Source organism: Kutzneria sp. NPDC052558, assembly GCF_044547355.1.
GTDB lineage: Bacteria > Actinomycetota > Actinomycetes > Mycobacteriales > Pseudonocardiaceae > Kutzneria.
On record NZ_JBIUAG010000002.1, the window covers coordinates 1 to 16,094 of the forward strand.

Sequence of the window (16,094 nt, forward strand, 5' to 3'; positions counted from 1 at the left end):
AGGGAACGGGTGGCGAACGAGGTGATCTTGCGGCGGGTGTCGGCGTTGCCGCCGCGGAGCCGGGTCGCGACGATCACCGGGGCGGCGGTGGGGGTGGACAGGGTCGCGGCCAGGAAGTCCAGGCCGCGGATCTTCTTGTGGCCGAAGCGAGCGCCCTGTTTCTTACGGCCGTGGACCCGGGTGGTTGTGGAGTCCAGATCGAGGAACGCCAGTTGTGGTAGGCCGGGTAGCAGCGGGGTCTGGGCGGTCAGCCGGGTCAGGCAGGTCGCGGCCAGTTTCTCGAGTTGGGCGTTGTGTCTGACGGTGAACCAGCGCAGGAACGTGCCGATGGTGGACGGGGCCCGGATGCTGGTGAACAGCCTGTGCGTCGCGCCGTGGCGGAGCTGGTCGAGATCGTCGATGCTGTCCGCGCCGGCGGCCATCCCGGCCAGGATCGTGGTGATTTTCGCGCCCGGGTTGGCCCCGGCCGGGCCGCCGAGCCGGACCAGGTCGTCGGCCAGGCCGGGCAGGTCGATGGTCTCGGTCAGCCGGATCAGGGGCACCAGTCCGGCGTGCGACACGAGGTTGGGGTCGTCAAAGGTCGCGGCGGTTCGGGCGGGGGTATGGGAGGATCGCATCCAGCAGATGCCCTCTCACTCGGGTCCGGTTGGTTCTGTCGCAAGAACAATCGTCCCAAGTCAGAGGGCATCTGTGTGTCTAGGACACGGTCACACCATCAAGATTTTCGGTGGATCCAGGTTGAACGTGAGGAAGGGGCCCTTCATGACGGTGGGGGTCAGGCCAGTCGGAGTTGGCGGGTGGAGAGGTACCGGCGGCGGTCGGTGACGAGGATCGTCGCCAACATGCCGACGATCAGCCACCCGAAGAGCTCGGCGATTCCGGTGTAGAGGCCGGCGTCGCCGGTGACGGCGGCGCGAAGGGCTAGCACGGCGCCGTGGGTCGGCAGGTAGTCGGCGAGGGCGTAGAACGGGCTCGGCAGCGTGGAGACGATGCCGGTGGCCGCGCCGAGGACAAGCACGGCAAGGGAAGCGAGCCGCCCGGCACGGCCGAAGATGGCGGTGACGGCCTGGTTCAGTGACACGAAGGCGAAGGCCGCCAGCAGGGCCACGCCGAGGAACTCGAACGAGCCACCAACTCCCAGCCCCAGCGCGGGAATGGCCATAGCGGTGATGGCCACCGCGGCCAGCGCGGCGGCGGTCGCGCCGGGCAGGGCGGCGCGGGCGATGATCTGCCACGTGGGCTCACGGGCGGTCAACACGGCGTCGGGGACGGCCCGGGTGACCAGGTAGGTGGCCAAAGCCAAGGCCCACAAGGCGAGGACGGCGAACAGCGTGATCGCCAACGCTCCGGACGAGGCGCTGTCGGCGGCGAGCGTGGTCGGGTCGGCGGCGATCGTCTTGAGGTGGCTGCGTTCCGCGTCGGTGTAGTTGGGCACCTGGTCGCGCCCCTTGTCCAAAGAGGACGAAAGCTGCTGGGCGCCGTCGTTCACCTTGCCGGCGCCGGCGCTGAGCTGCTGTGATCCGCTGGCCAGCTGCTGGGCGCCGGAATTGGCCTGTTGCACGCCGGTGTTCAGCTGCCGTGCCCCGTCGGCGGCGGTGGCGATGCCGGACGCCAGCGCGCCGGATTGCCTGGCCAGTTGGGCGTTTCCGTTGGCCACCTGCCGCGCCCCGCCGGCCAGCGCCTGGATGCCGTCGCGTACCTGCACGGCCTGGGCGCGAATGCCGGCCTTGGCTCCGTCGATCTGGTCGGCATCGGCGGTGAGACGGGCGGCGGCCTGTTTGAGGCTGTCGCAGAACTGGGCGTCGCCGCCGCATTGGTCGGCCAGCTTCTGGACATCGGCTGCTGCGGCAGCAGCCGAGGGCAGCGCGTCGATGGCGGCGATGATCTTGTTGGCCAGCGGCACGATGGCGCCGGCCAGTTTCTCGTTGCCCTGCGCCACTTGCTCGGCCCCGTCGGCGAGCTGCCTGGTCAGCGCCGGCAGCTGCGCGGTCTGCTGCTGGGCCTGGGTCAGGCCGCTGGACAGCTGGGCCGAGCCGGTGGCCAGCTGCGCGGTGCCGCTGGCCAGCCTGGCCGCGCCGTCGGCGACCTGTTGCGCGCCAGGCACCAGCTGCCGGGTGCCGTCGGCCAACTGACCGGCGCCGTCGGCGGCTTGGTTGATCTGGCCGTGGATGGTGGAGAACCCGACGTAGATGTTGTCCAGGTAGGTCTCGACGATCTGGTTGTTCAGCGTCTGTTGGGTGCCGTCGGCGATGCGTTGGGACAGCGCGGGATCGACGACGCCGGAGCTGGCCGAGGTCTTGATGTCGACCACGGCCCGACTGGCGTCCAGAGGCTTGCCACTGGCTGAAGACGTTGCCCGGGCGGAGAAGTCGGACGGGATCGTCACCACTGCGGCGTAGGTTCCGTTGTCCAGCCCCGAAGCGGCGTCGGAGGCGTCGGTGAGCACCCACTTGTAGGCCGAGTCGGAGCTGTGCGTGAGGTCGCCGGTGAGCTGGCGCCCCAACGGAATCAGCTGTCCGTTCACCTTGACCGGCTCGTCGTTGTTGACCACGGCCGCGGTGGCGGTGCCGTGATCGGTGTCCGGGGACCACAGCGCCCAGGTGAGCAGACCCATGATCAGCACCGGCACGGCGATCAGCCCGGTCCAGGTCTTCCAGGTGAGCGGACCGGCGGCCAGCGCACGCGCGGAGTTGGCGAACGGCTTGAACATCAGTGCACCTCAACGGGCTGGGCGAGGGAGAACAGGCGGGCGTCGGCCGGCAGCAGGTCGGCCAGGCGGTCCGGGTCCTGGCAGGTCAGCACGAACGTGGCCGGCCGGCCGGAAGCGGTGCGGCGACGGGAGATCAGGTCGCGCAGCACGTCGCGCTCATCGGTGCGCAACACCAGATCGGCGTCGTCGACCAACACCAGCTCGATGTCGTCGGCGAGCGCGGCGGCGACCTCGGCCGACGGCGCGGTGACGTCCCGGCAGCCGATCACCGTGACCTCGCGGCGCAGGGCGTGCACGTGCTGCGGCAGGACCCGGCCGAGCACCTTGAGATCGCCGGTGAGCTTGGTGACGCGGCCGCCGAGCGTATACAGCAGCGCGGTCTTTCCCTGACCGTGCACCACAAGCACGCCACCGCGCGGCAGGTGCAGCTCGATGTCGCGGTACACCGGCCGGCCCCGATCGTCCTCCACGCCGAGGCCGTGCGCGCTGATCGCCTCGTCCACGCCCGGCCAGTCGGCCAGCCGCAGCTCGTGCACCAGGGAGTCGCCCTCGGCGTCGAACACCGGCAGCATTCGGTCCAGCTTCGGCGGCAGGCCCCAGGCCCGATGTCCGAGCAGCGCCAACACGGCCGGCACCAACGTCATCCGCACCACGAAGGCGTCCACGAACACGCCGACGGCCAGGCTGAAGGCGATCGGCTTGATCGTCGCGCTGCCCTCCGGCACGAACGCGGCGAACACCGCGAACATGATCACCGCCGCCGAGACGACCACCCGGGACGCGGCGACGAAGCCCGACTCGATGGCCTCGTCCGGATCGCCGTTGTGCACGTAGTGCTCACGGATCCGGGACACCAGGAAGACCTCGTAGTCCATGGCCAGTCCAAAAAGGACACCCATCAGGATGATCGGCAGGAAGCTGATCACGCTGCCGGTGTGGGACACCCGCAGCGCGTCGGCCAGATGCCCCTGGTCGAAGACGAACGCCGTGGCGCCGAAGGCCGCGCCGACCGACAGCAGGTAGCCGACGGTCGCCTTGATCGGGACCCAGATCGACCGGAACACCATGGCCAGCAGGATCAGCGACAGGCCGACGACGAGAAGGCCGAACGGCAGCAGGGAACTGCCGAGCTGGGCCGACACGTCGATGCCGACCGCGGTGATGCCGGTGACTGCGGTCTGCGTGCCGTAGGCGGACAGGAAGTGGGCTTCGGCGTCGCGCAGCCGGTGCACGAGGTCGTCGGTCTGCGGTGAGTCCGGCGCGGTGGTCGGCACCACCTGGATGATGCCGGTGTCCCCCTTGGGGTTGGGCGTGGCCAGCGGCACGGCGGCGACCCCGGGCATCGCCTTGATCTCGTCGGCGATCTTGTTGACCAGCCCGATCGGGTCGGTGCTGGTGACGATGTCGGCGGTGACGATCAGCGGCCCGTTGTAGCCGGGGCCGAAGTGCTCGCTGACCACGTCGTAGGTGTCGCGGGCCGGGCTGCCCGGCTCCTCGGTGCCGTTGTCGGGCAGGGCCAGCCGCAGGTCGGCCGCCGGGAGCGTGGCCACGGCCAGCACGCCGACCACCAGAACCACCGTGAGCAAAGGAATCTTCGTCACGGTCCGGACCCACCACCGGGCGATCTGGGGCTTGGCCCGGCGCTTCTTCCGGCGGGAAACGCGTGGCCGCAATCGCTGCCCGGCCAACGCCATCAGCGCCGGCACCAACGTGATGGCGATGCAGACGGCCAGCGCGACCGCGACCGCGGCGGCGATGCCCATGGTGGTGAGGAAGGGAATCCCGGCCACCGCCAGGCCGATCAGGGCGATGACCACGGTCAGCCCGGCGAAGATCACGGCCGAGCCGGCGGTGGCGGTGGCGCGGGCGATGGACTCCTCGACGTCGAGCCCCTCGGCCAGCTGGTCGCGATGTCGTGACAACAGGAACAGGGCGTAGTCGATGCCAACGGCCAGCCCCAGCATCACCGCGAGCATCGGGGCGGTGGAGGAGATCGGCACGACCAGGGTGGCGGCGTAGACGAGGCTGATCGAGATGCCGACGCCGAGCACGGCGGTGAGCAGCGGCATGAACGCGGCGATGATCGACCGGAACATCAGCAGCAGCACCATGAGCGCGATGACCAGGCCGATGCCCTCGGTCGGGCTGAGCTTGGGCACACGGTTGGAGAAGGCGTCGCCGCCGGTGTAGACGTGCGTGCCGGTCTTGGCCGCGAGATCGTCGGCGATGGCGGTGAGCTGGGTCTTGGTCGACGGGTTGAGCTGAGCCTGTTGGACGGTCAGCGGCACGGCGATCAGTGCCGCCCGGCCGTCGCCGGAGACCCCGGCCGACTTGTCGAACGGGTCCACGGCCGTCGCGACCTGGTCCACCTTCGTGATCCGGTTGATCGCATCGGCCACGGCCTGCTTGGTCGTCGCGGTGTCGACCCGCTGCCCGGCCGGGGCCAGCACGACCAGCTGGGCCGAGACGCCGGCGGTCTGCGGGAAGACCCGCTTGAGGTGGTCGAGCGCGTCCTGCGACTGCGAGCCGGGAATGGCGAACGTGTCGTCGGTCCCCTGGTTGAGCAGCAGCGCACCGCCGCCGGCGGCGGCCAGCACCGCCAGCCACAGGGCCAACACCAGCACCCGGGCCCGGGCGGCGGCCCGGCCGAGGCGGTAGAGGAACGAGGACACGATCGGTTCTCCCGTCGGGTTGGATACGTGATGTATCGTAATACGCGGTGTATCCGATGCACTGTGTATCCTCAGTCACGCGATCGGGTGAGACAACATGGCAGGTGTGACCCGGAGACGGGCGCAGACACGGGAACGGCTGGTCGAGGCCGCGTACGAGGTGTTCGCCGAGTTCGGCATCCGGGACGCCCCGGTGGAGCTGATCTGCGAGCGGGCCGGCTTCACCCGCGGCGCCTTCTACTCCAACTTCGCCAGCAAGGAGCAGCTGTTCCTGGCCGTGCACGAGGTGCAGGCCCAGGAGCGCGTCGACCGGCTGCGCACGGCCGTGGCGTCGGCGATCAACAACGCCGACATCGCCGATCCCGACGTCGCCACCCGGGTGCTGCGGCACACCGGCGAGCTGTTCATGGCGGCGCTGGCCTCGGACCGCACGTGGTACCAGCTCAACGTCGAGTTCAGCGCCCAGGCCCTGCGCCAGGACGAGCTGCGCCCGCTGACCGCGGCCGCCGACGAGCGGTTCCAGGAGGCCCTGGCCGAGATCCTCGTCGACACGCTGGCCAAGCTGGGCCGGCGGTTGACCGTGGACGTGGACAGCGCCGTCCTGACGATCATCGCCCTGTACGAGGCCACCTTGAAGCGCGCCATCCTGCGGGGCGCCGACGACCGGCACTACGTGACCGAAGTGCTGCCGCGGCTGTTCGCCGCCCTGATCGTGCCCGCCGAGGAGGAAACCCGATGACCCGCGCCCGCCGCATCGACACCCACCAGCACGTGGTCCCGCCGCGTTACGCGGAATGGATGCGCGAGAAGGGAATCCGGCCCGGCAGCATCGACCTGCCGTCCTGGTCGGAGTCCGCGGCGCTGAAGTTCATGGACGGCCAGGACATCCAGACCGGGGTGCTGTCGCTGTCCACGCCCGGCGTCTACTTCGGCGACGTGCCCGAGGCCCGGTCCTGGGCCCGCGAGATCAACGAGTTCTGCGCCGCCCTGGTCACACGGCGGCCGGACCGGTTCGGGTTCTTCGCCACGCTGACGCTGCCCGATGTCGAGGGCGCGCTGGACGAGGCGGCGTACGCGCTGGACGAGCTGCACGCCGACGGAATCGTGTTGCTGGCCAACAACGACGGCCGCTATCTCGGCGACCCGGCGTTCGAGCCGCTGCTGGAATTCCTGAACCGCCGGCAGGCCGCGGTGTTCGTGCACCCGGGCGAACTGCCCGCGCCCGAGGTGCCAGGAATTCCCACCTTCACCGCGGACTTCCTGCTCGACACCACGCGGACGGCGATCAGCCTGATCCTGTCCGGGTCGATGGAGCGCTACCCGGACATCAAGTTCATCCTGGCTCACGCCGGCGGCTTCGTGCCCTACATCTCCTACCGGATCCTGCTGACCATGCTGAACGCCAAGAACAAGGCGCAGCAGCTGTGGACCCTGGTCGACCAGAAGCACCAGGTGCCCAAGCAGCTGGCGGTGATGCGGCAGTTCTACTACGACGTCGCCCTGTCGGCCACGCCGGCCGCGCTGCCCAGCCTGCTGGAGGTGGCCGACCCGGACCACATCACCTACGGCAGCGACTTCCCGTTCGCGCCGGCGCCGGCGATCGGGTTCATCACCAAGCAGTACGAGGACTTTCGCATGCACAGCTCACTGCGGGCGGCGATCGACCGCGGCAACTCGGAGGCGCTGTTCCCACGACTGAAGGTATGATGACCTGGTGACCTCGTCAGCGTGCCTGAACTGGTGGCGTCCCGCTTAGGGACGGCCACCTCGCACGCACACGCGCCGTCCGTCCGGACGGCGCGCCTCTCCTCGGAGCGGTTTGTCCGTCGGACGCCGATTCCGTTGGGAGACAAGACATGGACGCCATCACCCGCAGCGCCGAGCTGGAACTGGAGATCCAGGCCGACCCGGCCCGGTTCCGCGTGCTCACCGGGGACCGCCCGACCGGGCCGCTGCATCTCGGGCACCTGTTCGGCACGCTGCGCAACCGGGTCCGCATGCAGGACCTCGGCGTGGAGCTGTTCGTCATCGTCGCCGACTACCAGGTGCTGACCGATCGGGACGTGGCCGACCGGTTGGCCGAAACCGTCGAGGGGCTGGTGCTGGACTACCTGGCCGTCGGCATCGATCCCGAGCGGGCCACGGTGTTCACGCACAGCGCCGTGCCCGCGTTGAACCAGCTGCTGCTGCCGTTCCTCAGCCTGGTCACCGTGCCCGAGCTGCAACGGAATCCGACCGTGAAGGACGAGATCGCGCATTCGCGGCAGTCGTCGGTGAGCGGGCTGATGTTCACCTATCCCGTGCACCAGGCGGCGGACATCCTGTTCTGCAAGGGAAATCTCGTGCCGGTGGGCCTGGACCAGCTGCCGCACGTGGAGATCACGCGGACCATCGCACGCCGGTTCACCGAGCGCTACGGCCCGGTGTTCCCGGAGCCGGACGTGCTGTTGTCGGCCGCTCCGGTGCTGCTCGGCACTGACGGCACGAAGATGAGCAAGAGTCGGAACAACGCGATCACCCTTGGTGCCACCGCGGATGAGACCGCCCGCCTGCTCAAGGGCGCCCGCACCGACGCCGACCGGCACATCACCTACGACCCGGTCAACCGCCCCGAGGTGTCGAGCCTGGTGCTGCTGGCCGCCCTGTGCCAGGGTCGGGATCCGGTCGCGGTGGCCGCCGAGATCGGCGACGGCGCGGCGGCCCTGAAGCGCACGGTCATCGAGGCCGTCAACGAGTTCCTGGCCCCGATCCGCGCCCGCCGCGCCGCCTACGCCGCCGACCTGGCCTACGTGCGCAAGATCGTCCAGGTCGGCAACGAGCGGGCCAACGCCATCGCCGAGCAGACGCTTTCCGAGGTCCGCCGGGCGATGGGCACCGTCTACTAGACCGTGCTCCAGATCAGGGCCAAGTTGAGCCCGATCACGGTGGCGGCGATCGCCGAGGCCGCCACCGTGAGGCCGGCGCGGTTGGCCCAGCGGCCCATCAGCCGCCGCCGCGCCGCGAACACGATCAGCGGCACGAGGGCGAAGGGGATGCCGAACGAGAGAACCACCTGTGACCACAGCAATGCCTGGTCCGGATCGACGCCGGCGGCCAGCAACGCCACGGCCGGCAACGCGGTCAACGCCCGGCGGGCCAGCATCGGGAGGCGGTAGTCGAGCAGCCCGTCCATCGCGGCCGCCCCGGCGTAGCCGCGGTTTCGACCGGTTCGGAAAGCGCTTGCTCCTCCCGATCGTGTGACGAGAGCGGGCGGCGACCCTGCTGGCCATGACGACCACGCCGGTCGGTTCCGCCGCGGGACGGCCGTTAGCCCCGCCTGGGCCGCAGCGCGCCGAATCCGTTGCGGGCCAGCATGACCAGGGCCGCCCGGTGCCAGCTGCGCTCCGGATCGGGGTCGAGGCCACGGCCCATGCGGTGCAGCTGATCGGTGTGCCAGTTCAGGCTCAGGGCACCGTCCAAAGCGGACAGTTGCCCGAAGCGCCGCAGGATCGAACGGGCGCCGAACCGGACCGACGGGGCCTCCAGCCGTTCCCGGCCACGGTCGAGCAGTTCGACGGCCGCGTCGGGGTTGACCACCGTCGGCCGGCCGAGGCCGACCAGGTCGCAGTCGCGCTCGCCCACGGCGGCCGTCATCGCCTCCAGGGAACGGAAACCGCCGGTGACGGCGATGGGCACGGCGCCGGCCAGGCTCATGACCGTCCGCGCGTAGTCGAGGAAGTAGACCTCACGGGCGGCCGTGGACGCGCGGACGGCACCCATCATCGCCGGGGCCTCGTACGAGCCGCCGCTGATCTCGATCAGGTCGATGCCCTCCGCGACCAGGGCCCGGACCACGTCGCGCGATTCCTCTTCGGTGAAGCCACCGCGCTGGAAGTCGGCCGAGTTGAGCTTGATGCCGACCGCGAAGCCCGGCGAGACCCGGCGTCGGATGGCACGCAGGACCTCCAGCACGAAGCGGCGGCGGCGCTCGGCATCGCCGCCCCAGTCGTCGACGCGCCGGTTGGAGCGTGGGGAAAGGAACTGGGTCACCAGGTAACCGTGCGCGCCGTGGATCTGGACGCCGTCGAAGCCGGCCGCCTCGGCCACGGCCGCGGCGGTGCCGTAGCGCTCGATGATCTCCAGGATCTCCGGCTCGGTCAGGGCGCGCGGCCGGGCCATGCCGCGGATGTCGAGGGCCACCGCGCTCGGGGCCACCGGCCGGCTGCGACCGGCCAGCGGGTTCGCCTGCCGGCCCGGGTGGTTGATCTGCATCCACAGCGGCGAGCCCTGGTAGGCGTCGGCCCAGCGGCGCAGGCCGGCCAGGTGCCGGTCGTCTTCGATCACCACGTTGCCCGGCTCGCCCAGCTGCCGGCGGTCGACCATCACGTTGCCGGTGACGACCAGGCCGTAGCCGCCCGCGCCCCAGCGCCGGTAGAGCCGCTCAAGGCGGTCCGACGGGCCGTGGTCGCGGCCGGCGAGGGCCTCGCTCAAGGCCGACTTCATCAGCCGGTTGGGCAGGACCTGGCCGTTGGGGAGCGTGACGGCGTCGGCCAGTCGGCGGGTGGCGCTGAGCATGGGCACCCCTCCATAAACACCACAGTTTCCGATATAAACGGTACTGTTTCTGAACATGGAGGCAAAGTCAAGCTCTCCCCTCCGACCGAGGGTGTGGAGCCTGCCCGCCGGGCGGCACGGCCTGGCCCGCGAGCTCGTCAGCGGATCACAGCGCGAACGGCTGCTCTACGGCGTCATGATGGCCGCCGCCGAGCTTGGCTACGCCGCCACCACCGTCGCCGACGTCCTGGAACGCGCCGGCGTCTCGCGCAAGACCTTCTACCAGCACTTCACCGACAAGCTGGAGTGCTTCCTGGCCGCCCACGAGGTCGGCCGCGACGCCATGATGGCCGCCGTCTTCGCCGTCATCGAGCAGCCCCTGGCCGACCCCGTGGCCCAGCTCCGGGCCGTGAACCTCGCCTATCTCTGCGCCGTCGCCGACGAGCCGGCGTTCGCCAAGGCCTTCTTCATCGAGATCTACGCCGCCGGCCCCGAGGCCCGGGACCGCCGCGTCGAGTGCCGCCGCCAACTGGCCGACCTGCTCCGGCTCTGGCACTCCAGCCTGCCCGGCCGCCACCCCGAGTACCGCCCCGTCCCCGCCAGCGCCTTCGACGCCGCCATGGGCGCCGCCGACACCCTGGCCACCGACTACCTTCGCGCCCACCCGGCCGACGGCCTCGCCGCCCTCGAACCCGACATCAGCTACGCCATCCTGGCCGTCCTCGGCCTCCCCGAGGCCGCCGCCGCCCTGTGACCATCCCTATAGGAGCCCACCGATAAATCCCGACAACAAGCAAGGCCCCATCCATTGTGGATGGGGCCTCACCTGGTTAAACGCTCCTCCAGCTGGACTCGAACCAGCAACCCTGCGATTAACAGTCGCATGCTCTGCCAATTGAGCTATGGAGGAATGTTCTGTTGTTCTTCGCCTCGCGGTCTCCCGCTCGACTGGTGATAACTGTAGCGCATGCGGGCGAGGGGGTTTCACACACCCCCCTCCAGCGGGTACGCACAGGGGGTCAGGACGGCGGGCGGCGATGCGGAGGAACCGACCATGAAGACTTTCCTGCTGGGCGTTGCTGTCGGCTACGTGCTGGGGACTCGCGCTGGTCGGGAACGGTACGACGAGCTCGTGCGGGTCTACCGCCGGCTCAAGGACCACCCCGCGGTGCAGGGCGTCGCGGGGGTGGTCAGGGCCAAGCTCGGCGGCCAGGAGGCGTGATCAACGTCGCACCCGGGCCACGGCGAACACCCGCCGGAACGGGAACCAGGTGGCGCCGTCGGCCCGGGGCGGATACTGCTTGCGCAGCTCGACGGCGAGTTCGGCGCGGAATTCCGTCCACGCGTTCTCGTCGAGGGCTGCCCTGATCGGGCGAAGGGCCGTTCCCGTCACCCATTCGAGGACGGGATCGGGCCCGGACAGCCGCTGGAGATAGGTCGTCTCCCAGGCGTCGACCTCGCAGCCGGCCTCCACGAGCACGTCGGCGTAGCCGGCCGGGTCGAGCACCGCCAGAGGTTCGCGCAGCGCCAGCTCGGCCAGCTCGCGCTGCCACCTCGGCCGGCCCACGACCTCCCGGATGGTGGTGTGCGACGGCGACGAGAAGTTGCCCGGCACCTGCATCGCCAGCCAGGTCCCGTCCGGCAGCGCACGGGCCCACCGGCTCAGCAGCGCCGCGTGGCCCGGGACCCACTGGAGCACCGCATTGGTGACCACGACGTCGGTGTCGGGCTGCGGCGTCCAGTCGTTGACGTCGACGACCTCGGCGTCAATCCCCCGCTCACGCGCGGCCGCCACCATCTCCGGCGAGGAGTCCGAGGCCTCCACCACCGCCTCCGGCCAGCGCTGCCCCAGCGTCACGGTCAGATTGCCCGGCCCGCAGCCGAGATCGACCACCCGGCGCGGCTTCTCGGCCGCCACCCGGCCGACAAGATCGTGGAACGGACGCGCCCGGTGATCGCCGAACGCGAGGTACTTGGCGGGATCCCACATCGTCAGCCTCCCTGCAAACCGTACGTACGTCTTTTATAGCGCCTACGGGGGTGCGCCACCAGACCTCGTGCCCGTTGGTGCGGCCGGCCGGGCTCAGGACAGCCGGGCCGCCACCTTCTCGGCCAGCCTCGCCACCGCCGCCGGATCAGCCCCGACATCGGCCCTGACCTGGAGAATCGTGCCGTCCTGGCCGGGCACCCGGCGCCGCACGAACCACGCGCCGCCGCCCGCCAGCTCGTGCCGGTGCCGATCGACGATCGACTGCGTGACCCGCCGCTGCACCGCCTCGGGCAGCTTGCCCGGCTGCTCCAGCGGGTACCGGCGCGGCGGCTGGTCGGTCAGCAACACGGCCGCGCCGGCGGCGCCGCTCTCCACCGCCGCGATCACGGTCAGCGCCGCGCCGTCCCAGGTCGCCTTGCTGACGAGATGCCAGCCCAGCCGCTCCTCACCGGGCAGCCACAGCCCCAGCGACGTCGCCACCACCGGCTCGCCGCCGGAAGTGCAGCTCGCCGCCACGCTCTCGTTCTCGGCGAGCCGGCCGGCGAACCCCTCCGGGGCCCCGGTCAGCCGTCGGCGCAGCCAGCTCAAAAGCCACCGATCCCCTGCTCACGCAACGCCTTCTTGTACTGCTCCAACGCCACCAGGTCGCCGAACAGCTCCCGGTACTCGTCGGGCTGCTCCACCGGCGACAGCCGCTGCAACCGGGACTTGAGGTCGGCGACCTGCTTGCCCACCAACGTCTCCTGCAACCTCGCCACGATCACCTCGACGTAGCGGATGTCCACTTCGGACTTCACCTGGAGCGGCTCCACCGCGAGCTCGGTCAGCAGCGACTTGAGGCTCTGGTGCTGCAGCCCCTGCCCGACCGCGTCCACGAACGCCGGCCCGGAGATCCCGCAGGACGCCCCGCCGGCCGCGATCACCGCGCGGTGCAACTCCAGGTAGGCCGGATCGCTGAACGAGTCCTCGGGCAGCGAGTCGTAGTACGGCCCGGCCAGCGCCGGCGCCTGCAAGGCGACCTTGAGCGCCTCACGCTGCGTCCACAGCGCCGGGTCGTCCCGCCGCGGCCGTGCCGGCCCGGAGACGTCCAGGCCGAGGGCGCCCTGGCTCGGGTCGGCCTGCTGCACCCGACGGCCCCGCCGCGCGGGCTCACCGCCGCCGCCCGCGGACTCTCGCACCCGCCGCACGACGGTGTTGGTGTCCTCCCAGCCGACCCAGCCAGCCAGCTGCCGCGCGTACTCGTCCCGCAGCGAGACGTCCTTGATCTGGGCCACCATCGGCACCGCGCGGCGCAGCGCGTCCACCCGCCCCTCGGCCGTGTCCAGATCGTGCTCGGCGAGCAGGGCCTTGATGGCGAAGGTGAACAGCGGCTGTCGCCGCGCCACCAGATCGCGCACCGCCGTCTCGCCCTTGTTCTGCCGCAGCTCGCACGGATCCATGCCGTCCGGCGCGATGCAGACGAAGGTCTGCGCGGCGAACTTCTGCTCGTCCTCGAACGCTTTCAGCGCCGCCTTCTGTCCGGCCGCGTCGCCGTCGAAGGTGAAGATGACCTCGCCGCGGAACGCGTCGTCGTCCATCAACAGCCGCCGCAGCACCGAGATGTGGTCGCTGCCGAACGCCGTGCCGCACGCCGCCACCGCCGTCGGCACGCCCGCGGCGTGCATGGCCATCACGTCGGTGTAGCCCTCGACCACCACCACCTGGTGCCGCCGAGCGATCTCCCGCTTGGCCAGGTCGATGCCGAACAGCACCTGTGACTTCTTGAAGATCGGCGTCTCCGCCGTGTTGACGTACTTCGCCTCGATGCGGTCGTCGTCGAACAGCCGCCGCGCGCCGAAGCCCACCACGTCGCCGCCGAGATCCTTCAACGGCCACAGCAGCCTTCGGTGGAACCGGTCGATCGGCCCGCGCTGCCCCTCCCGGGACAGGCCCGCCTTGTACAGCTCCTCCAGCTCGAACCCGCGCCCGAGCAGATGCTTGGTCAGCAGATCCCAGCCGGCCGGCGCGAAGCCGCAGCCGAACGTGCTCGCCGTCGCCTCGTCGAAGTCCCGCTCGGCCAGGTACTCCCGCGCCTTGAGGGCGTCCGGCGTGCGCAACTGCTCCATGTAGAACTCCGACGCCGCCCGATGCGCGTCCAGCAGCCGGCTGCGCGTGCCGCGGTCGCGCTGCACGCTGGCGCCGCCGCCCTCGTAGGTCAACTGGATGCCCACCCGCTCGGCCAGCCGCTCCACCGACTCCACGAAGCTGAGGTGATCGATCTTCATCACGAAGGCGATCACGTCGCCGCCCTCGCCACAGCCGAAGCAGTGGAAGGTGCCGTGCGTCGACCGGACGTTGAACGACGGGGTCTTCTCGTCGTGGAACGGGCACAGCCCCTTCAGCGCGCCGCCGCCGGCCCTGCGCAGGGCGACGTACTCGCCGACCACCTCGTCGATCCGGTTGCGGTCGCGCACCTCGGCGATGTCACTGTCCCGGATGCGTCCTGCCACAACAGTCGAGTGTAGGCGGCCGTCCATGCGGCAGGATCGGCGCATGTCCGTCGACCTCGCCGCCGAGTTCAGCACGCACCGCACGCACCTGCTCGGCGTCGCCTACCGCATCACCGGGCGCTTCGGCGACGCCGAGGACGCCGTGCAGGAGGCGTGGCTGCGGCTGGCCGCGCACCCCGACGGCATCCGCGACCTGCGCGCCTGGCTGACCACCGTCGTCGGCCGGATCTGCCTGGACCAGCTCAAGTCCGCCGCCGCCCAGCGCGAGCGCTACGTCGGCTCCTGGCTGCCCGAGCCCCTCGTCACCCCGCTCGACGGCGGCGACCCCTTGGACCTCGTCGTGCGTGACGACGGCGTGCGGATGGCCGCCCTCGTGGTCCTGCACACCCTCACCCCTGAACAGCGCGTCGCCTTCGTCCTGCACGACGCCTTCGGCGTGCCCTTCCCCGAGATCGCCGCCACCCTCGGCTGCACCCCCGCCGCCGCCCGCCAGCACGCCTCACGGGCCCGCCGCATCGTCGAGGACGCCGACGTGCCCCCTCGGGCCGAGCTCGACACCCAACGCGCCGTGCTGACCGAGTTCATGGCCGCCGTCGCCTCCGGCGACATCGACCAGGTCCTGCGGGTCCTGCACCCCACCGCCATCGTCGTCGGCGACGGCGGTGGCCAGGCCCGCACCGCCATCAACGTCATCACCGGCCACGACAAGGTCGCCCGCTTCCTCCTCGGCCTGCGCACCATGTACGGCCCGCAGGCCCTCGCCGCCTTCCGCCTCTCACTCGTCAACGGCGACCTGGGCCTCGTCCTCCCCGCCGGCCACGGCCCCGCCGCCCGCGTCGCCACCTTCGCCCTCCGCGACGGCCGCATCGCCGCCTTCTACGACGTCGCCAACCCCGACAAGCTCACCCACCTCGCCCTGGACACCCCGCCCCAGCCCTGAACCCCTGCCGCCAGTTGCCCGACTTGTCCACAGCCCCCGAGTTGTCCACAGGCACCCCGCTATCAAGATCGACTAGCCCCCGCCTCGGGTAGGCTGGCGACGGGGCGGCCACCCCAGGGAGTGGCGGGGGATGCCTGGTCATAGGTGAGATATGCCTATTTGTGAGCAATCCTCACACGCGCGGCACCTGGCAGGCCTCGCCCGAGGTGAAGCCCTGGTCGACCAGGCCCAGGGCGTGGTTGAGGCGGCTGCGCTGGTTCTCCAGCGCGATCAGGTAGGTCAGCTCGATCACACCGGCGTGCCCCAGTTCGGCGTCGAGCTCCGCCACCTGCTCGTCGGTGACGGTGCCCGGCGTGGCCGTCATCGCGTCGGCGTAGGCCAGAGCCTTGCGCTCGAGGTCGGTGTACCGGGGCGACGTCGGGTAGTCGTCGATCTCCCGCAGCCGGTCGATGTCCAGCCCGTCCAGCCGCTGGAGCATGGTGCCGAAGTCCACGCACCACGAGCAGCCCAGCACCACGGCCACCCGGAACTGCACCAGATGCCGAAGGCTCACCGGCAGCTTCGTCGCGGTGCGCTCCACCGCCAGCTCGTGCACGCCGGCCGCCTTGAGCAGGCCTCGGTGCTGGGCGAAAACCGCGTAGGGCTCCGGCACCGCGCCATAGCGCCGCTTCGCGTACCAGTACATGCCCCGCACCAGCAGGCCGGCCTTGTCTTTGCTCACCACAGGAATCCTCGTCATGCCCATGGGACGAGCGAGCGG

The 16,094-nt window shown here is 70.6% G+C and carries 14 protein-coding genes, 1 tRNA gene and 1 pseudogene; 6 read left to right on the forward strand and 10 right to left on the reverse strand.

Annotation, left to right across the window (positions count from 1 at the left end; translation table 11 throughout):
- The 3 genes and pseudogenes from ACIG5F_RS02945 to ACIG5F_RS02955 form a co-directional block, all read right to left on the reverse strand.
- Nucleotides 1-560 (reverse strand): annotated as a pseudogene (locus ACIG5F_RS02945) (IS1380 family transposase); the annotation flags it as partial.
- Between the two features lie 215 nt (nt 561-775).
- On the reverse strand, nt 776-2,710 hold the full coding sequence (locus ACIG5F_RS02950; RefSeq protein ID WP_396515689.1) for a YhgE/Pip family protein: 1,935 nt from the start codon (nt 2,708-2,710) through the stop codon (nt 776-778).
- Nucleotides 2,710-5,382: an MMPL family transporter gene (locus ACIG5F_RS02955; protein ID WP_396515690.1), complete on the reverse strand. Its 2,673-nt coding sequence runs from the start codon at nt 5,380-5,382 to the stop codon at nt 2,710-2,712. Before ACIG5F_RS02955 ends, ACIG5F_RS02950 begins: the two co-directional genes overlap by 1 nt.
- Before the next feature lie 97 nt (nt 5,383-5,479).
- On the opposite strand from ACIG5F_RS02955, the gene ACIG5F_RS02960 reads away from it, so the two are divergent.
- The 3 genes from ACIG5F_RS02960 (at nt 5,480) to trpS (ending at nt 8,267) form a co-directional block, all read left to right on the forward strand.
- Nucleotides 5,480-6,121 carry a TetR/AcrR family transcriptional regulator gene (locus tag ACIG5F_RS02960; protein ID WP_396515691.1) on the forward strand — a complete coding sequence of 214 codons (642 nt, stop codon included), beginning with the start codon at nt 5,480-5,482 and terminating at the stop codon, nt 6,119-6,121.
- On the forward strand, nt 6,118-7,089 hold the full coding sequence (locus ACIG5F_RS02965) for an amidohydrolase family protein (protein ID WP_396515692.1): 972 nt from the start codon (nt 6,118-6,120) through the stop codon (nt 7,087-7,089). The genes ACIG5F_RS02960 and ACIG5F_RS02965 overlap by 4 nt, the downstream gene beginning before the upstream one ends.
- A 149-nt stretch (nt 7,090-7,238) precedes the next feature.
- Nucleotides 7,239-8,267, forward strand: coding sequence for a tryptophan--tRNA ligase (gene trpS, locus ACIG5F_RS02970; RefSeq protein WP_396515693.1), 1,029 nt, complete (start codon nt 7,239-7,241; stop codon nt 8,265-8,267).
- Here the strand turns inward: trpS and ACIG5F_RS02975 are convergent.
- Nucleotides 8,264-8,758, reverse strand: coding sequence for a divalent metal cation transporter (locus ACIG5F_RS02975; protein WP_396516362.1), 495 nt, complete (start codon nt 8,756-8,758; stop codon nt 8,264-8,266). The genes trpS and ACIG5F_RS02975 overlap by 4 nt on opposite strands.
- Complete coding sequence (locus ACIG5F_RS02980; RefSeq protein WP_396515694.1) at nt 8,689-9,936, reverse strand: NADH:flavin oxidoreductase/NADH oxidase family protein; 1,248 nt, start codon at nt 9,934-9,936, stop codon at nt 8,689-8,691. The genes ACIG5F_RS02975 and ACIG5F_RS02980 overlap by 70 nt, the downstream gene beginning before the upstream one ends.
- Nucleotides 9,937-9,991: 55 nt before the next feature.
- Here ACIG5F_RS02980 and ACIG5F_RS02985 point away from each other — a divergent pair, with 55 nt between their 5' ends.
- Nucleotides 9,992-10,669: a TetR/AcrR family transcriptional regulator gene (locus tag ACIG5F_RS02985; RefSeq protein ID WP_396515695.1), complete on the forward strand. Its 678-nt coding sequence runs from the start codon at nt 9,992-9,994 to the stop codon at nt 10,667-10,669.
- An 83-nt stretch (nt 10,670-10,752) separates the two neighbouring features.
- Here the strand turns inward: ACIG5F_RS02985 and ACIG5F_RS02990 are convergent.
- Nucleotides 10,753-10,825 (reverse strand) — tRNA-Asn (locus ACIG5F_RS02990).
- A 144-nt stretch (nt 10,826-10,969) separates the two neighbouring features.
- Between ACIG5F_RS02990 and ACIG5F_RS02995 the strand changes: the two genes are divergently transcribed.
- Entirely contained in the window at nt 10,970-11,137 is a 168-nt protein-coding gene (locus tag ACIG5F_RS02995) for a hypothetical protein (protein ID WP_396516387.1), read from the forward strand.
- Here ACIG5F_RS02995 and ACIG5F_RS03000 read toward each other — a convergent pair whose 3' ends face one another.
- The 3 genes from ACIG5F_RS03000 to dnaG form a co-directional block, all read right to left on the reverse strand.
- Entirely contained in the window at nt 11,138-11,905 is a 768-nt protein-coding gene (locus ACIG5F_RS03000) for a trans-aconitate 2-methyltransferase (protein WP_396515696.1), read from the reverse strand.
- Between the two features lie 93 nt (nt 11,906-11,998).
- A complete protein-coding gene (locus ACIG5F_RS03005; RefSeq protein ID WP_396515697.1) occupies nt 11,999-12,493 on the reverse strand; it encodes a hypothetical protein in 495 nt (164 codons plus the stop codon).
- On the reverse strand, nt 12,490-14,394 hold the full coding sequence (gene dnaG, locus ACIG5F_RS03010; RefSeq protein WP_396515698.1) for a DNA primase: 1,905 nt from the start codon (nt 14,392-14,394) through the stop codon (nt 12,490-12,492). Before dnaG ends, ACIG5F_RS03005 begins: the two co-directional genes overlap by 4 nt.
- Before the next feature lie 43 nt (nt 14,395-14,437).
- Between dnaG and ACIG5F_RS03015 the strand changes: the two genes are divergently transcribed.
- Nucleotides 14,438-15,334 (forward strand): sigma-70 family RNA polymerase sigma factor, encoded by an 897-nt coding sequence (locus ACIG5F_RS03015; protein WP_396515699.1) that lies wholly within the window; start codon nt 14,438-14,440, stop codon nt 15,332-15,334.
- 172 nt (nt 15,335-15,506) lie between these two features.
- Here ACIG5F_RS03015 and ACIG5F_RS03020 read toward each other — a convergent pair whose 3' ends face one another.
- The gene (locus tag ACIG5F_RS03020; RefSeq protein WP_396515700.1) at nt 15,507-16,073 is read right to left on the reverse strand and encodes a carboxymuconolactone decarboxylase family protein; all 567 of its coding nucleotides are present in this window, start codon (nt 16,071-16,073) and stop codon (nt 15,507-15,509) included.
- Between the last annotated feature and the right edge of the window lie 21 nt (nt 16,074-16,094).